A 19181-nucleotide genomic window follows, 5' to 3' on the forward strand; every position below is an offset into this window, starting at 1 on the left:
AAGCTCAGCCCACCAGCCGCCAGGCCAGGGCCTCACCGCTGGCCAGCGGCTTGAGCTCAGCCTGGCCGAAGATGTAGCTGGCAGGCGGCGTCCAGCTTTCGCGCTTGAGCGTGATGCTGCCGGTATTGCGTGGCAAGCCGTAGAAGTCAGCGCCAAAGAAGCTGGCAAAGGCTTCCAGCTTGTCCAATGCGTCCACCGAGTCAAAGGCCTGCGCATACAACTCCATGGCGGCGTGGGCGGTGTAACAGCCGGCGCAACCCGAGGCGTGCTCTTTCAGGTGCACCGCGTGCGGCGCGCTGTCGGTGCCGAGGAAAAACTTCGCATCACCACTGGTCGCCGCAGCCAGCAGGGCTTGGCGATGGGTTTCGCGTTTGAGCACCGGCAGGCAGTAGTAATGCGGGCGGATGCCGCCGGTAAAGATCGCGTTGCGGTTGTACAGCAGGTGGTGCGCAGTAAGCGTGGCCGCCTGAAAACGGGCATCAGCCGCCTGCACGTACTGCGCTGCCTCAAGCGTGGTGATGTGCTCCATGACGATTTTGAGCTCGGGAAAGTCGCGGCGCAGGGGAATGAGCTGGGTGTCGATGAACATCGCTTCGCGGTCAAACAGGTCGATATCGGGCGAGGTCACCTCGCCATGCACCAGCAGCGGCAAGCCCACGCGCTGCATGGCTTCCAGCGTGGGGTAGGTTTTGCGCATGTCGGTCACGCCGGCGTCGCTGTTGGTGGTGGCGCCCGCCGGATACAGCTTGAGAGCAACCACACCTGCCTCTTTGGCGCGGACGATCTCATCGGCAGGCAGGTTGTCGGTGAGGTACAGCGTCATCAGCGGCTCAAAATGCAGGCCAGCGGGCACTGCGGCCATGATGCGTTCGCGGTAAGCCAGTGCCTGCGCGGCGGTGGTCACCGGTGGGCGCAAATTGGGCATGATGATGGCGCGGGCAAACTGGGCTGCAGTGTGCGGCACCACGGTGGCCAGCGCGTTACCGTCGCGCACATGCAGGTGCCAGTCGTCCGGGCGGGTGAGGGTGAGGCTTTGAAGGGGGGTGGGCGTGGAGGTCATGCGCCGTATTGTCCCAAATGCCAGGTGGCTTGAGCAGACCGGCCTGCCCTGGCTGCAAGGTCCGGTTGCCCAGGCTGCCAGTGCACCGAGCTCTGGCACTGGGTGTCGATAGGTTAACCGGGTGGCGCCTGGCGCTGCAGGGCCACGCGAATGCGGGCAATGGTGTCCTCGACCGGGGCTGTGACTGGCACATCGAGGCCCAGCTTACGGGCAATGTCGTTCACCCGGACGGCGTTGAGCGGGATGCCGCCTGCGTCAATGGCGGCGATCAGCGCTTGCGCGCGCTGGTAGTCGGTGGGCGGCAGTTTGCTGCCAGACAAGACCGCTTTGAGCCGATGCAACAACTTGGCGCCTGGCATTCAGACCCCCACCAGCGCGCCGTAGGCCTTGCGCGTTTGCGCTGCCACCGAGCGCAGCACCTGGGCGTAAGGGCTTTTATGCCGCGCCATCAGCCGGGCGGACGCGACCATCCTGGAGCGGCAAAACCAGTGGCAGGTGTGCTGCATCAAAAAAAGCTCCGCCATCATGGTGAAAGCCTTCTCTTTGGAGGGGGCGTCATCGCCCGCGCGAGCCGCTTGGGCGATGGCATGAGCATGCACATTGAACACTTTGCGCGCATCAAAGGTGTAACCCGGCAACCATTTGGTTATCTGGGGCAAGGCAAAGGGTACCTTGCTGATGCGTGCCTGCGGCTCGGGCACTTTGGAAAACGCCAGCGCAAAAGCATTGAACTGCTGCACCAGATCCGTTTCAGTGGTTTTCAGGGCGCTCCAGATGGCGTCCTGGCGCTCTTTGTCCGTCTCACCCAGGGCGCGCAGATAACCCTGAATCAAGCTTTCCATCAGCTTTTCGATCGGGTACCTGGCCAGAAACGTGCCCAGCAGTGCAATGCGCACGTTCTGGTCGCGCTGGGTGAAGGAATGCAAACCCCAACCAATGATGAAAACAGAAATAAAAATATCCATAAATAAGTCTTCTAGCCCTTTTCCTGCATGCGCTTGTTGCTATTTAATCAATAGTTTATGAAAGACCCTATTCGCCCGTGGATGCCCATGCCAAAATAAACCATGACCGAACCCGATGCACCCGTTACACCCTTCGAAGCTGCCGTCTCGCTGGACAATTCTCCAGGGTTGGCCATGCCTGCGCTGCACCGTGCGGTGATTGGCCCGATGGGGGAGGATTATTACCTTCCCATCTTCAGCCGGTTTGAAGCCGCCGGAGAAGCCACTTTGTCGTGGAACTGGTCGGCCTGTCTGTTCAGCCTGAACTGGATTCTCTTGCGGGGTCTGTGGGGGGTGGCGGTGGTGTTTGCTGCTGTGCTGCTGGGCATGGTGGTGCTACTGCTCGGCTTGCGCCAGTTGGTGTTTGACTGGCCGCCCGAGGTGCTTTATGGCTTGATCGGCGCTTGCCTGAGTCTTGGTGTGCTGGTGCCCGGTGCTTGGGGCAATGCGCTGTTTTTCAATCACAGCCGCAAGGCGATGGTGGCAGCCATTGAGGCCAACCCAACTCTGGAACTGGCGTGCACACAGTTGCGTCAGCGCGCCGCTTCGCGGGGGCGGCTCATCCGCATCCTGATCGTCAATGGGTTGCTGCTGCTGGCTGCGGCGGCGCTGGCCTATTGGCTGCTGCCCGAGTCTGGGGCGTCAATTGGCACCCCGGCCGCTGAAACGACGACCATGGTTGTGGCTGCGCCTGCAATACCCGCCAGCCAGACGGCCAACGCGGTGGCTGAGATTGCCCCGGCGGCCAGTGAAGCCAGCGCTGGCGCCTTTGGGAGCGCTCCAGCCGCAGTAGCGTCCGATTCAGCCGTAGCTGAGCCCGCTGCTGCAACTTCATCAGCCACAGCGGTAGCTGCGCCTGAATCTGCGCCAGCACCTGAACCTGCAGCTTCGACGGCATCAGCGGCAGCGGTAGCACTACCGTCACCGGCTCCATCGGCGGTCTTAGCAGCACGGGCATCAAAAGCAGCACATGCAGCATTAAAGGCAGTTTCGGCAGCCTCCGCCGCTACAGCAGCCTCAGTGCCCGTAGCTGCAGAACTTTCCGCCCGAGTCGGGCTAGCGCCAACGCCAGCACAGGCCAGCTCTGCGCCAGCCAACGGGCCATCCGTTGCCAAACTCAAGCCCCCAGCAATCGCTGCAACTGAGCGCTTCTTGGTCAACGCCGGCCTGTTCGCACAACCTGACAACGCGCGCAAGACACTGGCCCGGCTGAAAGCGGCGGGCTTGCCGGCTTTTTCCCAGGAACTGCAGACCCCCCAGGGGCCGCGCACCCGCGTGCGTGTGGGGCCGTTTGCCCAACGCGCGCAGGCTCAAGCCGCTGTCAAAAAAATTCATGCCCTGAAACTGGACGCAGCGCTTGTCAAACCCTGAGCCAGGGGGTTAAATCGAGTTTTCCCCATAGCACCGGAGCATTTGTTCATGACTTCACTTTCAGCCATCGCCCTCTCAGGCATGAACGCCGCCCAGACGCAGCTGCAAGCGACTGCCCACAATGTGGCCAACCTCAATACCGAAGGCTTTACTCGCCAAGAGGTCACGCTCAAAGCGCAATCACAGGGCGGCGTATCGGCATCGGTCACCGCAGCCAGCACCCCCGGCAGCGCGCTGGAAACCGATGTGGTGGCCCAACTTCAGGCAAAAAACGCTTTTCTCGCCAACTTGGCGGTGTTCAAGACCAGCGACAAAATGGCCGGCGCGCTGCTTGATCTGAAGGCTTGAAAACCGCGCAGACAAGACTCGGACACCAACGGATTCGCTGAAGGCTCCGGGCGATACCCATTCGGATTGAGGTTCAACTCTGGTGCGTAGCCATGCAGACCTTGACGATTGACAAGCCATGGGGTGAATCAGCCAAAGACTCAGGTGAGTGCGCTGTCATGGGTGGCGCAGCGGCATCAAGGAGGAGGCCCGCAGGGCCGGGGGACAGCCGCGTAGCTACCCATGGCAGTGCGCTCGCTCGCGCAAACCCAAAAACCTGACCTCTGAAACTCGGGCTTTCAAACGCTGACCAAGTCACCCAAATATTCAATTTCGATAGCTGTCAGCCCTTTACCTATATGGGCTAGAGGCCTGGACTCGGGGTTTTGCCAAAAAAGCTTGTAACTATTCCACACTCTGTTGCAGCGCCCACATTTGCGCATAACGTCCGTTGGCCGCCAGCAGCGCGGCGTGGGTGCCGCGCTCCAGGATGTGCCCGGCCTCCATCACCAGAATCTCATGCGCATCCACCACCGTCGATAAACGATGGGCGATGACCAGGGTGGTTTTGTTTTGCGCCACGCTTTGCAGCTCGGCCTGAATGGCGCGCTCATTGGCGCTGTCCAGCGCGCTGGTGGCTTCGTCAAAGATCAGAATCGGCGGGTTTTTCAGCAGCGTGCGGGCAATCGCCACGCGCTGCTTTTCACCGCCCGAGAGTTTCAGGCCGCGCTCGCCCACCATGGTGTCGTAACCCTTGGGCGTGGCAGCAATAAAGCTGTGAATGTGCGCAGCTTTGGCGGCGCCCTCGACCTCAGCGCGGTCAGCGCCGGGGCGGCCGTAGGCAATGTTGTATTCCACCGTGTCGTTGAACAGCACCGTGTCTTGCGGCACGATGCCGATGGCGGCGCGCACGCTGGCCTGCGTGACCTGTTTGATGTCCTGCCCGGCAATCAGTATCTGGCCGCTTTGCACGTCGTAAAACCTGAACAGCAGCCGCGCCAGCGTCGATTTGCCCGAGCCCGACGGCCCCACCACGGCCACGGTTTTGCCGGCCGGAATGTCAAAGCTGATGTCATGCAGGATCGGGCGCGCCGGTTCATAGGCAAACTGGACGTGCCTGAACGACACACTGGCGTTGCCCGCATTGGCCTTGAGCGCCGTGGCGCTGGCGTCCTCCAGCGCCAAGGGCAGCGCGCCGGGCTGATCGGCAATCTCGCGTTCGCGCTCCATCAGGCCGAACATCTTTTCCAGGTCGGTCAGGCCCTGCTTGATCTCGCGGTACAGCACCCCCAGAAAACCCAGCGGAATATAAAGCTGGATCATGAAGGCGTTAACCATCACCAGGTCGCCCAGCGTCATGCGGCCATCGACCACGCCCTGGGTGGCACGCCACAACATGGCCACCAGCCCGGCCGCAATGATGAGCTGCTGACCGGTGTTGAGCAGGCTCAGCGTGCTCTGGCTTTTCAGCGCAACCTTGCGGTAGCGCTCCAGGTTGTCGTCATAGCGCTTGGCCTCGAATTCTTCGTTGTTGAAGTATTTGACCGTCTCGTAGTTCAGCAGCGAGTCGATGGCGCGGCTGTGCGCGGTACTGTCCAGCTCGTTCATCTGCTTTCTGAACTGGGTGCGCCACTCGGTGACCACAATGGTGAAGGTGATGTAGACCACCAGCGCGATGATGGTGATGCCGGCAAACCACACATCAAACTTGACGGCCAGGTAGCCCAGCACCAGCGCAACTTCGAACAGCGTCGGGAAAACGCTATACAAAGAATAGCTGATGAGCGAATGCACAGCGCGGGTGCCGCGCTCTATGTCACGCGTCATGCCGCCGGTCTGGCGTTCCAGGTGAAAGCGCAGGCTTAACGCGTGCAGGTGGCGGAACACCTGCAAACTGATGCTGCGCGACGCACCCTCGGTGGCTTTGGCAAAGATCAGCTCGCGCAACTCGGCAAACAGCGTGGTCGACAGCCGCAGCAACCCATAAGCCACCAGCAGCCCCAGCGGCACCACCAGCAGCGCGGTCGCATCAAGGCCCGCCTTGGGGTTCATGGTGTCGATGAGTTCCTTGAGCAACACCGGCACGCCGACGTTGGCCACCTTGGCACCCACCATGAAGGCCAGCGCGGCCATCACCCGCCATTTGTACTGCCACAGGTAGGGAAACAGGCGCTGCAGGGTCGACCAGTCAGAGCGCTCAGGCGCGGGGGCAGGTTTGGATGAGTCCGGGGGGAAAGTTTCGCTGGGCAAGGTGGAACGGGGGCGGCGCATAAATGGAAATCTCAGGGGACAATCCATGGCAATTGATCAACCCAGGATTGTGCCCATGTCTGACCACCCCAGCACCCGCTCGCCCACAAAGCCATTGCCAGAAGAAACATCGCCCAAGTTGCAACTGCCGCTTGACGAAAAATTGGTGCTCAAAGTGATTCCGATGCCGCGCGACGTGAACGCCAACGGCGACATTTTTGGCGGCTGGGTGATGGCGCAGGTGGACTTGGCCGGCGCAGTGATTGCCGCACCTTATGCGGATGGGCGCATGGCCACGGTGGCGGTGAATGAGTTCATCTTCAAACAGCCGGTGCGCGTGGGCGACATTTTGAGTTTTTACGGCAAGCTGCTGCGCATTGGCCGCACTTCGATCACCGTCAAGGTCGAGGTCTATGCAGAGCACTTTCGCGCCCAGGGCAGCTACACCAAAGTGACCGAGGCACTGCTCACCTATGTGGCGCTGGACGAGCACGGCAAACCGCGCGAGGTGCCCAAGCCGGCACCAGCCACCCCTTAGGACACAATGTAAGCAGCCGCCGCAGTGGACAGTAGCTTGCCGTCTGCTCCCAAAAACTCCATACGGGTGGAGGCCACGCGGGAGCCCAGGCGCATCACCTCGGCGCGCAGCTCAAACCACTCGCCAATGCCCGGGCGCAGGTAATCCACCCGCAGGTCGATGGTGCCGAGCTTGGCAAAGCGCTGCAGGCGATGCTGCACCGGCTCGTCCATGTGGCGCGCGCCAATCGCCGCCATCACCGCCAGCCCGCCCATAGCGTCCAACCCGGCGCTGATGACGCCGCCATGGATGCGGTTGCAGGCGAAATGGCCCACCAGGTCGTTGCGCATGTCGATGCGAGCGGTGACGCGCTCGGGCAGCAAGCTGGTGATTTTCAGACCCAGTAACTGGTTGAAGACGATCAACTCTTCAAACACCTTTTTGATGCCTGCGATAAATTCGGGCTCAAAACTGACCGGTGTGCTGATTAGGTCACTGGTCATGTCACTGCTTTTGGAATGGGTCATATCGATACAAAAGAATAGCTGCCTGCGCTTTGTTTATAAGGGCTAGAGGCATATTTAGCGTATAAAACGCACAGGGTAAGACCCGTTGAAATGCTGGCTCAGAGCTGACTGAAATCTGGCCGACGTTTGCCCAGAAAGGCGCCGAACGCCTCTTTAGCAGCTGGCTCGCCCAGCATGCGGGCAAAGATCACACCCTCTTGCGTCATGCGTTCGTCCACCGCGCTGGCGTAGCTGAGTTTCATCAGACGTTTGGTTTCCAACACAGATTTGCTGGGTTTGGCGGCCAAGCGTTGCGCCTGGCGCTGCGCCAGCGCATTGGCCTCGGCGGGCGGCACGATGCGGCAAATCAGGCCCATCTCCAGCGCCGCCTCGGCGCTAAACGGGTCGCCCAGCATCAGCGCCTCTGCCGCGCGGCCATAGCCCATGCGCTGCGGTGCCAGCAGGCTAGACGCCGCTTCAGGGCACACGCCCAGGTTCACAAAAGGCATGGAAAACGCCGCGTTGTCACCCGCGTAGACCAGATCACAATGAAACAGCAGCGTGGTGCCAATGCCCACCGCCGGGCCACACACCGAGGCCACAATGGGCTTGGGAAAGCTGGCCAGGTTGCGCAGGAAGCGAAACACCGGCGCGTCCAGCGCGGTGGGCGGCGCTTTCAAAAAGTCGGCAATGTCGTTGCCCGCGCTGAACACCGTTTCATGCCCCTGAAACACGACCACGCGGATGGCGTCTTCGAGCGAGGCATCCGCCAGCGCATCGGCCATGTCGGCGTACATGGCGGCGGTGAATGAGTTTTTCTTGTCGACCCGGTTGAGGGTGATGGTCATGACCCGCTCGGCGGTGTCTATCAGAAGATCTGTCATGCTGGATTTCTCGCTAAATGAATTTTGATTCTGTCATACGGGCTTTGCTGGCTTGCTGCCTGGGTACTTGGCTACTTGGCTACTTGGCTGCCAGGTTCTTGTGCGGCATCGGCCTTTGTCATTAGGCAGAGCGTTTATTTAACCGCTGTTGGCGGTCACCCGCGAGAGAGGTCCTTGGGGCAGCTTTCTCATACTGGGGTACCAGAAATCGTCAGCCGCCCCAAGGACCTCTCTCGCTGGCAGCGTTGGCATCGATGACAAAAGACTGGGGTTGCGCCCGACGTACCGCCTGAACGCCAACCACTGGCCTTGAAGTCTTCAAACCCAGCGCCCGCCCAACACCTCAGCGCGGTAGCCGGTTGGGGCGGCCCCCGATTTTTCTGGTACTCCAGCATGAGGGGGGCGCCCCAACCGGCTACCGCGCGGCGATGCGCCAAAACTTCACGAGTTGAATGCACTCGGACACCTGCTCCGGACTCAATCTGCAAGGGACGCAACGCCAACACAATCGCACTGTGCGGCGTACCCCACCCTGAACTCATCGAAAAATCAAACCCGCTCAAAAATCCCCGCCGCGCCTTGGCCCATGCCGATGCACATGCTGACCATGCCGTACTTGAGCTGCTGGCGCTGCAAGGCATGGATGACGGTGGCGGCGCGAATCGCCCCGGTGGCGCCCAACGGGTGGCCCAGCGCAATGGCGCCGCCCATCGGGTTGACCTTGGCCACGTCCAACCCCAGCGTATTGATGACCGCCAAAGACTGCGCGGCAAACGCTTCGTTGAGCTCGATCCAGTCGATGTCCGACAGGCTCAGACCCGCATTGCGCAAGGCCACCGGAATCGCTTCGATCGGGCCAATGCCCATGAACTGCGGCGGCACGCCTTTGGCGGCAAAGCTGACAAAACGCGCCAGCGGTGTCAGCCCGTATTGCTTGAGCGCTTTTTCACTGACCAGGATCAGCGCACCCGCGCCGTCCGAGGTTTGCGAACTATTGCCTGCGGTGACCGAGCCTCGTGCGGCAAATACTGTGCGCAGTTTGGCCAAACCTTCCAGCGAGGTGTCGGCGCGCGCGCCCTCGTCTAAGCTCACGATGCGCTTTTTCTCGATGACTTCACCCGTTTGCAGATTCGGCGAGCGGTCAATCACCTCAATCGGCGTGATCTCAGCAGCAAAGTAACCGGCGGCTTGGGCGGCCAAGGCGCGGCGGTGCGACTCGACCGCAAACGCGTCCTGCGCTTCGCGGCTGACTTTCCACTGGTTCGCCACTTTCTCGGCAGTCAGGCCCATGCCGTAGGCGATGCCGATGTTTTCGTCGTTGTCAAACATGGCCGGCGACATGGAGGGCGAGTTGCCCATCATCGGCACCATGCTCATGCTCTCGACCCCGGCGGCAATCATCACGTCGGCCTCGCCCACGCGAATCCGGTCGGCGGCCATTTGGATCGCGCTCAGGCCTGATGCACAAAAGCGGTTCACGGTAATCCCGCCCACGCTCACCGGCAAGCCAGCCAGCACCGCACCGATGCGGGCAATGTTCAGGCCCTGCTGGCCTTCGGGAATGGCGCAGCCGCAAACCACATCTTCAATGGCGCCCGGGTCCAGGCCTGGCACTTGCGCCAGTGCCGACTGCAGCACCTTGACCAGCAAATCATCCGGCCGGGTGTTGCGGAAAAACCCGCGATGCGACTTACCAATAGGTGAGCGCGTGGCGGCAACGATGTAGGCGTCTTGAACTTGTTTCATGGTGATCCTCAATTGATCAGAAAAATGGGGTGGTCGTGCTAGTTCAGCTGTTTGTCGCTGTGAGGCAGTTGTTTGTGGTTGAGCAAGCGTCGCGAGCAGCCGTCAGGCTAGGCGCGGGTGCCCGAAAACAACCGGAACGTACCTTTGTACGTGAGGCTTGTTTTGGGGCTGCAACGACGCATGGCGGCTCCGCAGTAGCTTGATCAATCACGAACTCAATTGCGAACTGGTTTGCCGGTTGACATCATGCCCATCACGCGCTCTTGCGTTTTGGGATGGTTCAGCAGCGAGCAGAACGCTTGGCGCTCCAGCGTCATCAAATACTCCTCGGTCACCAGGCTACCGGCGTCCACATCGCCGCCGCAGACCACGTTGGCGATCAGGCTGGCGATGTGATAGTCATGCTGGCTGATGAAACCGCCGTCGCGCATGTTGACCAGCGAACCCTTGATGGTGGCCACGCCGCTGCGGCCAATCACCGCAAAGGGGCGCTTGTGCGGCGCGCGGTAACCAGCGTTGGCCATGGCTTTGGCTTCGCTCAGGGCGACAAACAGCAGTTCGTCCTTGTGCGCCACGATCACGTCGCTCATCTGCAGGTAGCCGAGTTTGCGCGACTCGATGGCGCTGGTGCCGACCTTGGCCATGGCGGCGGCGGTGAAGCCCTCTGAGAGGAACGGCAGCAGGTCTTTGCCAGTTGACTTTGCTGCGTTTTCTGCAGCACGCCTGGCAATGTAGGTCAGGCCGCCAGCCCCAGGGACCAGGCCTACGCCAACTTCAACCAGGCCGATATAGCTCTCCATGGCCACCACGCGCTTGGCGGAATACATAGCCAGCTCGCAGCCGCCGCCCAGCGCCAAGCCGCGCACGGCAGACACCACCGGCACGTTGGCGTAGCGGATTCTCAGCATGGCGCGCTGCATCTCAGCCTCGGCCGCGTCGATGGCTTTGACGCCACCCATCATGAAGGCGGGCAGCATGGCTTGCAGGTCAGCACCGGCCGAAAACATCTCGTCGTTCGACCAGATCACCACGCCCTTGTAAGACGCTTCGGCCAGGTCCACAGCTTGCACCAAGCCTTCAACCACGTCGGGGCTGATGGCGTGCATCTTGGTCTTGATGCTGGCGATAACAATCTCATCGTCCAGTGTCCACAGGCGAATGGCGTCGTCTTCAAACAGCGTCTTGCCAGCGTTCGAGGCGGACGGTGCCCTCGCGCCCAGCACGCTTTCAGGGAAATGCTGGCGCGCGTACACCGGCAAGCTGCGCACAGGCACAAATTGGCCAGTGGTCGGGTTCCAGGAGCCTTGCGGGGTGTGCACACCACCGGCATCTGCCACCGGGCCGCTGAACACCCAGTCGGGCAGCGGCGCATTGCACAGGGCTTTGCCTGCGTCGATGTCTTCCCTGACCATGTTGGCAACCGTCAGCCAACCGGCTTCCTGCCAGAGCTCAAACGGGCCCTGCTTCATGCCAAAGCCCCAGCGCATGCAGAAGTCCACATCGCGGGCGTTATCGGCCACTTCGGCCAAGTGCACCGCGGCGTAGTGGAAGGCGTTGCGCAGGATGGCCCAGAGGAACTGGCCTTGTGCGCCTTCGGCGTTGCGCAGCAATTGCAGGCGCTCGGCAGCTGGTTTTTTCAGCATGCGGGCGTAAACCTCGTCGGCCTTTTCACCGGCGGGCACATAGGTTTTGCTGGCCAGATCGAAGCGCTGGATGTCGCGGCCAACCTTCTTGAAAAAGCCCGCCTTGGTTTTCTGGCCCAGGTTGCCCATCTCCAGCAGGGTTTTCAGGACGGCTGGTGTGGCGAAGCTGGCGTAAAACGGATCAAACTTGCCAGCCCCTGCGGTAGCGTCCCCACTCAGCGTGTCCTGCAACGTCTTGATGACATGCGCCATGGTGTCTAGGCCCACCACGTCGGCGGTGCGGAAGGTGCCGGAGCTGGCGCGGCCCAGCTTTTTGCCGGTCAGGTCGTCCACCACGTCATAGCTCAGGCCAAAGTTTTCCACCTCTTTCATGGTGGCCAGCATGCCCGCCACGCCGACGCGGTTGGCGATGAAGTTGGGCGTGTCTTTGGCGCGTACCACGCCTTTGCCCAGGCTGCTGGTGACAAAGGCTTCCAGGTCGTCGAGGATGTGCGGCTGGGTGGTGGGCGTGTTGATCAGCTCCACCAGCAGCATGTAGCGCGGCGGGTTGAAGAAGTGGATGCCGCAAAAGCGCGGTTTGATTTCCTCAGGCAGCACTTCGCTGAGCTTGGTGATCGACAAGCCCGAGGTGTTGGACGCCACGATGGCATGCGGGGCAATGAACGGCGCGATCTTTTTGTACAGATCGAGCTTCCAGTCCATGCGCTCGGCAATGGCTTCAATGATCAGGTCACAGTCACGCAGTTGCTCCAGATGCTCTTCGTAATTGGCCTGGCCAATCAATGCGGCATCTTCGGGCATGCCCAAAGGTGACGGCTTGAGCTTCTTGAGGCCATCGACCGCACGGGTGACGATGCCGTTTTTCGAGCCTGATTTGCTGTCGGGCAGGTCAAACAGGATGACCGGCACTTTGACATTGACCAGATGCGCAGCAATCTGCGCACCCATGACACCCGCGCCAAGGACGGCGACTTTTTTCACATTGAATCGAGACATGTTGGTTTTCCTGTAATTACTGAACGCGTTGCCAGGTTTGTGTGCGGCTGATGAACAGCACCGAGCCGCGCACTTCGAGCTTTTTGCCGTCTTCAATCGGCGTCAGGCGCAGCGTGTAGCTCTTGCCGTTTTCGGGGTCGAGGATCTTGCCGTCTTCCCACATGTCTTTGCCCTCAGCCTTTTTGGCGCCGCGGATGATTTCCATGCCCAGCACCGGCTTGTCCTTGCGGTCGTCAGTGCATTCGGTGCAGAGCTTTTTGGGGTCAGCGTTTTTGCGCAGCAGTTGTTCGATGTGGCCGGTGAGCACGCCGCCAGTTTCACTGATGACCACCAGGCTTTTGAGCTCGCCGGTCTTCTCATCAAAGCTGTGCCAGCTGCCCACCGGCGTCATTTGGGCTGCAGCCAGCGTGCTGAATGCTACTGTAACAATAGCTGCCAGCGCTTTATTCATAAGGGCTAGAGGGTGATTTTTCATATAAAGTCTCCGGTGAGGTGGATTCAAGGCGCTGTCGGTATACCCATGCATTGCCGCGTCGCTGCGCGGATCGCCATGACGCTGATCTTCATGCTCAGGGGTGGCTGAACTGCGCATAAAGGTTAGTGTCAGGCCAGGGCGGCGTCGGTGTCCATCAGCACTTTGGAGCCGGTGCGTGCGGTGCGCATCAGGGTTGCTGTTTCGGGGAACAGTTTGGCAAAGTAGAAACGCGCGGTTTGCAGTTTGGCGGTGTAAAACGGGTCGGTGCTGCCGCCAGCAATCTGGCGCAGCGCCACTTGCGCCATGCGCGCCCAGAAGTAGCCAAACACCAGGTGCCCGGCCACGCGCAGGTAGTCCACCGCAGCGGCGCCCACTTCGTCGGGGTTCTGAAAGCCTTTGAAACCGATTTCGGTGGTGAACTTGGTCATCTGCTCGCCCAGAATCGCCACCGGGGTGATGAACTCGGCCATCTTCTCGTTGACGCCTTCCTCGGCCACCAGCGCGCCGATGAGCTTGCCAAATTTCTTCAGCGTAGCGCCCTGGTTGCCCAGCACCTTGCGGCCCAGCAAATCCAGACTCTGGATAGTGTTGGTGCCCTCATAAAGCATGTTGATGCGGTTGTCGCGTGCAAACTGCTCCATGCCGTTGTCACGGATGTAGCCATGACCGCCAAACACCTGCATGCAGGCGTTGGTGGCGATGTGGCCGTTGTCGGTGGTGAAGGCCTTGACGATAGGGGTGAGCAGGGCCAGCAGTTCGCCGGACTCTTTGCGCACCTTCTCGTCAGGGTGGTTGTGCTCTTTTTCCAGGAGCATAGAGCTAAAGCACATCAAGGCCCGACCACCTTCGGCGTAGGCCTTGGCGGTGAGCAGCATCTTGCGCACATCGGGGTGCACGATGATCGGGTCAGCGGGCTGGTTTTTGGCCTTGGTGCCGGACAGACTGCGCATTTGGGTGCGCTCTTTGGCATAAGCCAGCGCGTTCTGGAAAGCCACTTCGGTCAAGCCCAGCGACTGGTTGCCTACGCCAAGGCGGGCCGCGTTCATCATCACAAACATGCCGTGCATGCCCTTGTTGGGCTCGCCCACCAGGGTGCCAACGGCGCCTTCGAGCTCGATCTGGGCGGTGGCGCTGGCCTTGATGCCCATCTTGTGTTCCAGCCGCGAGGCAAAAATGGTGTTACGCGCGCCGCGCGTACCGTCCGCATTCACCAAATACTTGGGCACGATGAACAGGCTCACCCCCTTGATGCCGGGCGGCGCATCGGGCAGGCGGGCCAACACCAGATGAATGATGTTGTCGCTTAGATCATGCTCACCCGCGCTGATGAAAATTTTGGTGCCGGTGAGCCGGTGGGTGCCGTCGGCCTGTGGCTCGGACTTGGTGCGCATCAGCCCCAGGTCGGTGCCGCAATGTGGCTCGGTCATGCACATGGTGCCAGTCCACTCGCCACTGGTCATCTTGTGCAGGTAGGTTTCTTTTTGCTGCTCGGTGCCGTTGGTGTAAAGCGCGGCATAGGCGCCGTGGGTTAGGCCGGGGTACATCGCCCAGGCCTGGTTGGCCGAGTTCATCATCTCGTAAAAACACTGGTTCACCACCAGCGGCAGACCCTGGCCGCCATAAGCCGGATCACACGCCAGCGCCGCCCAGCCAGCCTCCACATATTGCTTGTACGCAGCTTTGAAGCCGGTCGGCGTGGTGACCTCATGGGTGCTGATGTCCAACACACAGTGTTCCTCATCACCACCGCGGTTGAGGGGCAGCAGCACGTCTGCGGCAAACTTGCCGCCCTCTTCCAGCACCGCGTTGATGGTGTCGGCGTCCATGTCGGCATGCATGGGAATCTGCTGCAGATCAGCGCTGACGTTGAGCACTTCGTGCATGACGAATTGCATGTCGCGCAGCGGTGGGGTGTAGGTGGTCATGGTGGGTCTCCTTGAAAATCAGAGTGGTTGGGTGGCGTGCGTGCCGTAGCGCAGCAATATGTTTTCAAACCCGATATGGGCACGCTCAATGGCACCTGGGTTCTTTAAAAAGCGAGCTTCATAGTGCAGCGAGAGGATCAGGCCATGGATCTCGAACGCGATTTGCGGCGCATCGGCATCGGGCACCAGGTGGCCTGCCTCGCGCGCCTGCACCACGGCACGCTTGAGTGCGTCGAGCCAGGTTTGCACCGATGTGGCCAAGGCGTCGCGCACCGGGCCGGGGCGGTCATCAAACGCGACCGCGCCACTGATAAAAATGCAGCCGGACTGCAACTCGATGGCCACGCGCTTCATCCAGTTGGCAAACAGCGCCCGCACCCTGGGCAAGCCGCGGGGAGCCTTCATGGCAGGATCAAACACTTCGTCGGCGAAGCGCTGGTAATACTCACGCACCACCAAAAGCTGTAACTCTTCACGCGAGCCAAAGTGGGCAAACACGCCCGACTTGCTCATGTGGGTGACTTCGGCCAGCACGCCAATGCTCAGACCCTCCAGGCCAATCTGCCCAGCCAGCCCCAAAGCCGCATCAATGATGAGCTGCTTGGTGAGCTGGCCTTTTTGCAGCGCGCGCTCGCTGCGTAACTTACCGGCGGGCGGGCTGCTGGCGAGTTTATGACTGGCAGGAAGGTGGCGGGGGACTGGAGGGGTCATGGTGCAGAAAAAGAACGATCGTTCTATTTTGCAGCATTTCGACCAGATTGGTGTTGGTGGGCCAGTATCCGGGCCGCTTCTAGGGAACAGGGTCTAAGTCAACCACGGGTTTACCCGTGAAGTTCGCCAACATTTATATCAAAATAGCCTGTAGCCCTTATAGGTAAAGCGTGAGTAGCTATGATTTTTATAACATCAATGTGAACGAATCATCGTGCCAAAGGCCTGATCGGTGAGGATTTCAAGCAGCAGCACATGCGGCACACGGCCATCCACAATGTGCACCGCGTTGACGCCACTCTTGGCAGCGTCCAGCGCACCGGCAATCTTGGGCAACATGCCGCCTTGAATAGTGCCGTCCGCAAACAGCTCGTCAATGCGCCGCGCGGTCAGGTCAGTGAGCAAAACACCTTCCTTGTTGAGCACGCCGCTGATGTTGGTGAGCATGAGCAGCTTTTCCGCTTTGAGCACGGTGGCGAGTTTGGCGGCGACCACGTCGGCATTGATGTTGTAGCTCTCGTTGGCTTCACCAAACCCGATCGGGCTGATGACGGGGATGAAGGCGTCGTCTTGCAGCGCTTTGACCACACTGGGGTCGATGCTGACGATGTCGCCCACCTGGCCCACGTCATGCTCCTTGCTTGGGTCCGCACTGTCGAGCATCTTGAGTTTTTGCGCCCGGATCATGGCGCCGTCACGCCCGGTCAGGCCGACCGCCTTGCCACCGGCTTGGTTGATCAGGCCAACGATGTCTTGCTGCACCTGGCCCGCCAAGACCCACTCGACCACTTCCATGGTTTCGGCGTCGGTGACCCGCATGCCCTGGATGAACTCGCCCTGTTTGCCCAAGCGCTTGAGCAAACCTTCAATCTGCGGGCCACCGCCATGCACCACCACCGGGTTGATGCCAACCAATTTCAGCAGCACCACGTCTTCGGCAAAGGCTTGCTGCAAGGCCGGGTCGGTCATAGCGTTACCGCCGTATTTGATGACCATGGTCTTACCATGGAACTTGCGGATGTAGGGCAGTGCCTGGGCCAGGGTCTGCGCCTGATCATGGGAATGAATGGTGGTAGGTTCGGTCATGGTGGGCTCAATGTCGGTAAGTCAGGATGGAGGTGCGGGAAGCTTGAACGGTAAAACTTCTTGTGCCAGCTTTAGGGGATTGAACTCGGGGTGTTTGTGCAGCAAAACGGCACCCGTCTCTGCGGCGCAAGCGGCTATCCACGCATCTGCCAGAGACAACGGATGTTGCGCCTTAATTTCTGCCGCTCTGATCAAGAGCGCTTCACTTTCGTGCACCCACTCGATGGGCAGTGACAGACATTGCTGGTAAGCCAGGCGGCCGGCAGACTCGCTCTCATCGCGCCAAACGCGCTCCAGCACTTCCATCAAAGACACAAAACAACCGTAACAACGCACCGCGCCAGTCGTCGCTAGTGCAAGAATCTCAGCGACCCGATCCGCGCCCGGCTCATCATCACGCAGGGCCAGCAAAGCAGACGTATCCAGCAAATAACGTTGCACGACGTGTCAGATTCGTTGCCGGATCAGTCATTCAACCGGTCTTGCGCGCGGTCGGCCAGCAAGCGCAACGTGGCACCGCCCTTACCCTGCCCACGAAATGCTGCAATAGGGTCACTGCGGACCGGCACCACATGAATCACACCGCCCTCAACCAGCCACTCCAGTTTGTCGGTTGGCCCCAAGTGGAACTGCCGCCGAATCAACATGGGCACGACGGTTTGTCCGCGTTGCGTGATGGTGCTCTGCATCGTCCGCTCCTTTGAATTACCTAAATAACTAAAGTGTAATTCGACCAGCCCGATGTGCCATGCCCAACTTAAACCTCCGCTAGCGGTTGCGTGGTGTAGCCATGGACACAGCTTGTCAGCACCGCCTTGATGGCGGTCGTATTCCCAGCTTCTGCTGCTTGTTCAAGGGCCTGCAGATGAGGTGCCAGCACTGGCCAAGGCAAATGGACTTCATGCGCTTTCATGATGCGCGGGTGCTCGGTGGGCGCCGGGTTGTCGCCAATCAGCAGCTCTTCATACAGCTTTTCGCCGGGGCGCAGGCCGGTGACAGCGATCTCGATATCACCCTCGGTATGCTCTGCGTCACGCACTTTCAAGCCTGAGAGTTGCACCATGTTGCGCGCCAGGTCGATGATCTTGACTGGCTCGCCCATGTCCAGCACAAACACATCTCCGCCCTGCCCCATGGCACCCGCCTGCAGCACCAGCTGGGCCGCCTCCGGGATGGTCATGAAATAGCGGGTGACCTCGGTATGCGTCACCGTGACCGGGCCACCTGCAGCTATCTGTTTGCGAAACAGTGGCACCACGCTGCCGCTGGAGCCCAGCACATTGCCAAACCGCACCATGCAAAACGTTGTGTCCGAACTTTTGTCGGCCAGCGCCTGCAGCACCAGCTCCGCCATACGCTTGGTGGCACCCATGACATTGGTGGGGCGCACCGCCTTGTCGGTGCTGATCAGCACAAAGCGCTTGGCGCCGCTATTGGCTGCGGCCTGCGCCAGGTTCAAGGTGCCAAAGACATTGTTGCGCACGCCCTCGCCCGGGTTATCTTCCACCATGGGCACGTGCTTGTAGGCCGCCGCGTGGTAGACCGTGGCAGGGCGATACCTGTCACACACCGCCTGCAGGCGCTGCGGATTGATCACACTGCCCAGCAACGGCACCAGTTCAACGCTCAGGCCAGCCGCCTTGCAGATGGCCTGCAAATCCTGGTGAATGGCGTAAAGGCCAAACTCGTTGTGGTCCAGCAGCAGCAACTGGTTTGGCCGCTGCAACACAATTTGGCGCGTCAATTCACCGCCAATGCTGCCGCCTGCACCGCTGACCAGTACCACCTGGCCGGCCAGATCGCGCGCGAGCAAATCACCAAGCGGCGGCACCGGCTCACGGCCCAGCAGGTCTTCAATGTCGAGTTCACGAAAGTCTTGCACGGTGACGCGACCGCTGGCCAAGTCTGAGAGCCCTGGCAATGAGCGCACATGCACCGGCAGCGGGCGCAGCTTTTGCACGATGGCATTGCGACAATCCCGGGTGGCACTAGGCAGCGCCAGCAAAATGTCGGTCACGTTGTGTTCAGCCACCAGTTCCGGCACCATGGCAGAAGCGTACACCCGCGTGCCATTGATACTGCGCCCCACCTTGTTGGCATCGTCGTCGACAAAACCGACCAGAGAATATTGCTGCGACAGGCGCAAGGCCGCAGACGTTTGCACCCCTGAGGTGCCCGCGCCGTAGATCAGCAAACGCCCTACAACACCCGTTTGTGCACGCGCCAAATCTGCCAGCCAGAAACGCGCCACTGCCCGACTGGAGCCGACCAGGAACAGAAAAACCAGCGGCTGCAAAATACCCAGGCTACGTGGTACGCCAGGCAAACGCATCCACCACAAGATGGCCGTCAAAAGAACCGCATAAACCAACACCGCCATGCCGGTGGCATGCAAGGCTGCCTGCCCTGAATAGCGAAAGATCGCACGGTATAGCCCGAAGCGGACAAAGACCGGCACCGACAATACCGGCGCCATCAAAAAAACAGCCCACTGTGCGCCAGTGGGCCAATAAAAACCATCCAACCGCAGCGCGAACGCCACCCAAGTGGCCAGCAGCGCCAGAACCACGTCCAGCGCCACCACCACCAGCCGCTTCACATAAAGCGGCCACGCCAACACTCTGCTTTGCATCACGCCACCCCAAGACGACCCAAAGCGCCTGTCACGGCGCTTATTGCA

18 protein-coding genes are annotated in these 19181 nt (G+C 60.5%); 3 read left to right on the plus strand and 15 right to left on the minus strand.

What is annotated here, in order from left to right; genetic code table 11:
- Window positions 1–4: 4 nt before the first annotated feature.
- The 3 genes from pyrC to BLL52_RS02575 form a co-directional block, all read right to left on the minus strand.
- Window positions 5–1060: a dihydroorotase gene (gene pyrC / locus BLL52_RS02565; protein WP_075585153.1), complete on the minus strand. Its 1056-nt coding sequence runs from the start codon at window positions 1058–1060 to the stop codon at window positions 5–7.
- 113 nt (window positions 1061–1173) lie between these two features.
- Entirely contained in the window at window positions 1174–1419 is a 246-nt protein-coding gene (locus tag BLL52_RS02570; protein ID WP_241838963.1) for a hypothetical protein, read from the minus strand.
- Window positions 1420–2025, minus strand: a complete 606-nt coding sequence (locus tag BLL52_RS02575; RefSeq protein ID WP_075585154.1) for a hypothetical protein — start codon at window positions 2023–2025, stop codon at window positions 1420–1422.
- Between the two features lie 102 nt (window positions 2026–2127).
- Here BLL52_RS02575 and BLL52_RS02580 point away from each other — a divergent pair, with 102 nt between their 5' ends.
- Together BLL52_RS02580 and BLL52_RS02585 are read left to right on the plus strand one after the other, a co-directional pair.
- The gene (locus BLL52_RS02580; protein WP_075585155.1) at window positions 2128–3435 is read left to right on the plus strand and encodes an SPOR domain-containing protein; all 1308 of its coding nucleotides are present in this window, start codon (window positions 2128–2130) and stop codon (window positions 3433–3435) included.
- A gap of 48 nt (window positions 3436–3483) precedes the next feature.
- Window positions 3484–3783, plus strand: a complete 300-nt coding sequence (locus BLL52_RS02585) for a flagellar basal body protein (protein ID WP_075585156.1) — start codon at window positions 3484–3486, stop codon at window positions 3781–3783.
- A gap of 384 nt (window positions 3784–4167) precedes the next feature.
- On the opposite strand, the gene BLL52_RS02590 is transcribed toward BLL52_RS02585, so the two are convergent.
- Window positions 4168–6033: an ABCB family ABC transporter ATP-binding protein/permease gene (locus tag BLL52_RS02590; protein WP_075585157.1), complete on the minus strand. Its 1866-nt coding sequence runs from the start codon at window positions 6031–6033 to the stop codon at window positions 4168–4170.
- Between the two features lie 55 nt (window positions 6034–6088).
- On the opposite strand from BLL52_RS02590, the gene BLL52_RS02595 reads away from it, so the two are divergent.
- The gene (locus tag BLL52_RS02595; protein WP_075585158.1) at window positions 6089–6550 is read left to right on the plus strand and encodes an acyl-CoA thioesterase; all 462 of its coding nucleotides are present in this window, start codon (window positions 6089–6091) and stop codon (window positions 6548–6550) included.
- Here BLL52_RS02595 and BLL52_RS02600 read toward each other — a convergent pair.
- The 11 genes from BLL52_RS02600 to BLL52_RS02650 all read right to left on the minus strand — a co-directional run bounded on the left by BLL52_RS02600 (window position 6547) and on the right by BLL52_RS02650 (window position 19133).
- A complete protein-coding gene (locus BLL52_RS02600) occupies window positions 6547–7032 on the minus strand; it encodes a thioesterase family protein (RefSeq protein ID WP_075585215.1) in 486 nt (161 codons plus the stop codon). The two genes, BLL52_RS02595 and BLL52_RS02600, sit on opposite strands and share 4 nt — an antisense overlap.
- Before the next feature lie 122 nt (window positions 7033–7154).
- Entirely contained in the window at window positions 7155–7919 is a 765-nt protein-coding gene (locus tag BLL52_RS02605) for an enoyl-CoA hydratase (protein ID WP_075585159.1), read from the minus strand.
- Window positions 7920–8468: 549 nt separating this feature from the next.
- A complete protein-coding gene (locus BLL52_RS02610) occupies window positions 8469–9665 on the minus strand; it encodes an acetyl-CoA C-acyltransferase (protein ID WP_075585160.1) in 1197 nt (398 codons plus the stop codon).
- Between the two features lie 215 nt (window positions 9666–9880).
- Window positions 9881–12304, minus strand: a complete 2424-nt coding sequence (locus tag BLL52_RS02615) for a 3-hydroxyacyl-CoA dehydrogenase/enoyl-CoA hydratase family protein (RefSeq protein ID WP_075585161.1) — start codon at window positions 12302–12304, stop codon at window positions 9881–9883.
- 16 nt (window positions 12305–12320) lie between these two features.
- Window positions 12321–12755 carry a DUF2147 domain-containing protein gene (locus BLL52_RS02620; RefSeq protein WP_075585162.1) on the minus strand — a complete coding sequence of 145 codons (435 nt, stop codon included), beginning with the start codon at window positions 12753–12755 and terminating at the stop codon, window positions 12321–12323.
- A 152-nt stretch (window positions 12756–12907) separates the two neighbouring features.
- On the minus strand, window positions 12908–14704 hold the full coding sequence (locus BLL52_RS02625; RefSeq protein ID WP_075585163.1) for an acyl-CoA dehydrogenase C-terminal domain-containing protein: 1797 nt from the start codon (window positions 14702–14704) through the stop codon (window positions 12908–12910).
- Window positions 14705–14722: 18 nt separating this feature from the next.
- Window positions 14723–15415: a TetR/AcrR family transcriptional regulator gene (locus BLL52_RS02630; RefSeq protein ID WP_075585164.1), complete on the minus strand. Its 693-nt coding sequence runs from the start codon at window positions 15413–15415 to the stop codon at window positions 14723–14725.
- A 195-nt stretch (window positions 15416–15610) separates the two neighbouring features.
- Window positions 15611–16501: an acetylglutamate kinase gene (gene argB, locus BLL52_RS02635; RefSeq protein WP_075585165.1), complete on the minus strand. Its 891-nt coding sequence runs from the start codon at window positions 16499–16501 to the stop codon at window positions 15611–15613.
- 21 nt (window positions 16502–16522) lie between these two features.
- Window positions 16523–16942 (minus strand): PIN domain-containing protein, encoded by a 420-nt coding sequence (locus BLL52_RS02640; RefSeq protein WP_075585166.1) that lies wholly within the window; start codon window positions 16940–16942, stop codon window positions 16523–16525.
- Window positions 16943–16965: 23 nt separating this feature from the next.
- Window positions 16966–17190, minus strand: coding sequence for an AbrB/MazE/SpoVT family DNA-binding domain-containing protein (locus BLL52_RS02645; protein WP_075585167.1), 225 nt, complete (start codon window positions 17188–17190; stop codon window positions 16966–16968).
- Window positions 17191–17258: 68 nt separating this feature from the next.
- Window positions 17259–19133, minus strand: a complete 1875-nt coding sequence (locus BLL52_RS02650; RefSeq protein ID WP_075585168.1) for a polysaccharide biosynthesis protein — start codon at window positions 19131–19133, stop codon at window positions 17259–17261.
- Window positions 19134–19181: the final 48 nt, after the last annotated feature.

This window comes from Rhodoferax antarcticus ANT.BR, from assembly GCF_001938565.1.
Taxonomy (GTDB): Bacteria; Pseudomonadota; Gammaproteobacteria; order Burkholderiales; family Burkholderiaceae_C; genus Rhodoferax; species Rhodoferax antarcticus.

Bases quoted from the DNA above. Each gene is read 5' to 3' on its own strand.
- pyrC (WP_075585153.1), bottom strand. From the start codon at position 1,060: ATGACCTCCACGCCCACCCCCCTTCAAAGCCTCACCCTCACCCGCCCG.
- BLL52_RS02570 (WP_241838963.1), bottom strand. From the start codon at position 1,419: ATGCCAGGCGCCAAGTTGTTGCATCGGCTCAAAGCGGTCTTGTCTGGC.
- BLL52_RS02575 (WP_075585154.1), bottom strand. From the start codon at position 2,025: ATGGATATTTTTATTTCTGTTTTCATCATTGGTTGGGGTTTGCATTCC.
- BLL52_RS02580 (WP_075585155.1), top strand. From the start codon at position 2,128: ATGACCGAACCCGATGCACCCGTTACACCCTTCGAAGCTGCCGTCTCG.
- BLL52_RS02585 (WP_075585156.1), top strand. From the start codon at position 3,484: ATGACTTCACTTTCAGCCATCGCCCTCTCAGGCATGAACGCCGCCCAG.
- BLL52_RS02590 (WP_075585157.1), bottom strand. From the start codon at position 6,033: ATGCGCCGCCCCCGTTCCACCTTGCCCAGCGAAACTTTCCCCCCGGAC.
- BLL52_RS02595 (WP_075585158.1), top strand. From the start codon at position 6,089: ATGTCTGACCACCCCAGCACCCGCTCGCCCACAAAGCCATTGCCAGAA.
- BLL52_RS02600 (WP_075585215.1), bottom strand. From the start codon at position 7,032: ATGACCAGTGACCTAATCAGCACACCGGTCAGTTTTGAGCCCGAATTT.
- BLL52_RS02605 (WP_075585159.1), bottom strand. From the start codon at position 7,919: ATGACAGATCTTCTGATAGACACCGCCGAGCGGGTCATGACCATCACC.
- BLL52_RS02610 (WP_075585160.1), bottom strand. From the start codon at position 9,665: ATGAAACAAGTTCAAGACGCCTACATCGTTGCCGCCACGCGCTCACCT.
- BLL52_RS02615 (WP_075585161.1), bottom strand. From the start codon at position 12,304: ATGTCTCGATTCAATGTGAAAAAAGTCGCCGTCCTTGGCGCGGGTGTC.
- BLL52_RS02620 (WP_075585162.1), bottom strand. From the start codon at position 12,755: ATGAATAAAGCGCTGGCAGCTATTGTTACAGTAGCATTCAGCACGCTG.
- BLL52_RS02625 (WP_075585163.1), bottom strand. From the start codon at position 14,704: ATGACCACCTACACCCCACCGCTGCGCGACATGCAATTCGTCATGCAC.
- BLL52_RS02630 (WP_075585164.1), bottom strand. From the start codon at position 15,415: ATGACCCCTCCAGTCCCCCGCCACCTTCCTGCCAGTCATAAACTCGCC.
- argB (WP_075585165.1), bottom strand. From the start codon at position 16,501: ATGACCGAACCTACCACCATTCATTCCCATGATCAGGCGCAGACCCTG.
- BLL52_RS02645 (WP_075585167.1), bottom strand. From the start codon at position 17,190: ATGCAGAGCACCATCACGCAACGCGGACAAACCGTCGTGCCCATGTTG.
- BLL52_RS02650 (WP_075585168.1), bottom strand. From the start codon at position 19,133: ATGCAAAGCAGAGTGTTGGCGTGGCCGCTTTATGTGAAGCGGCTGGTG.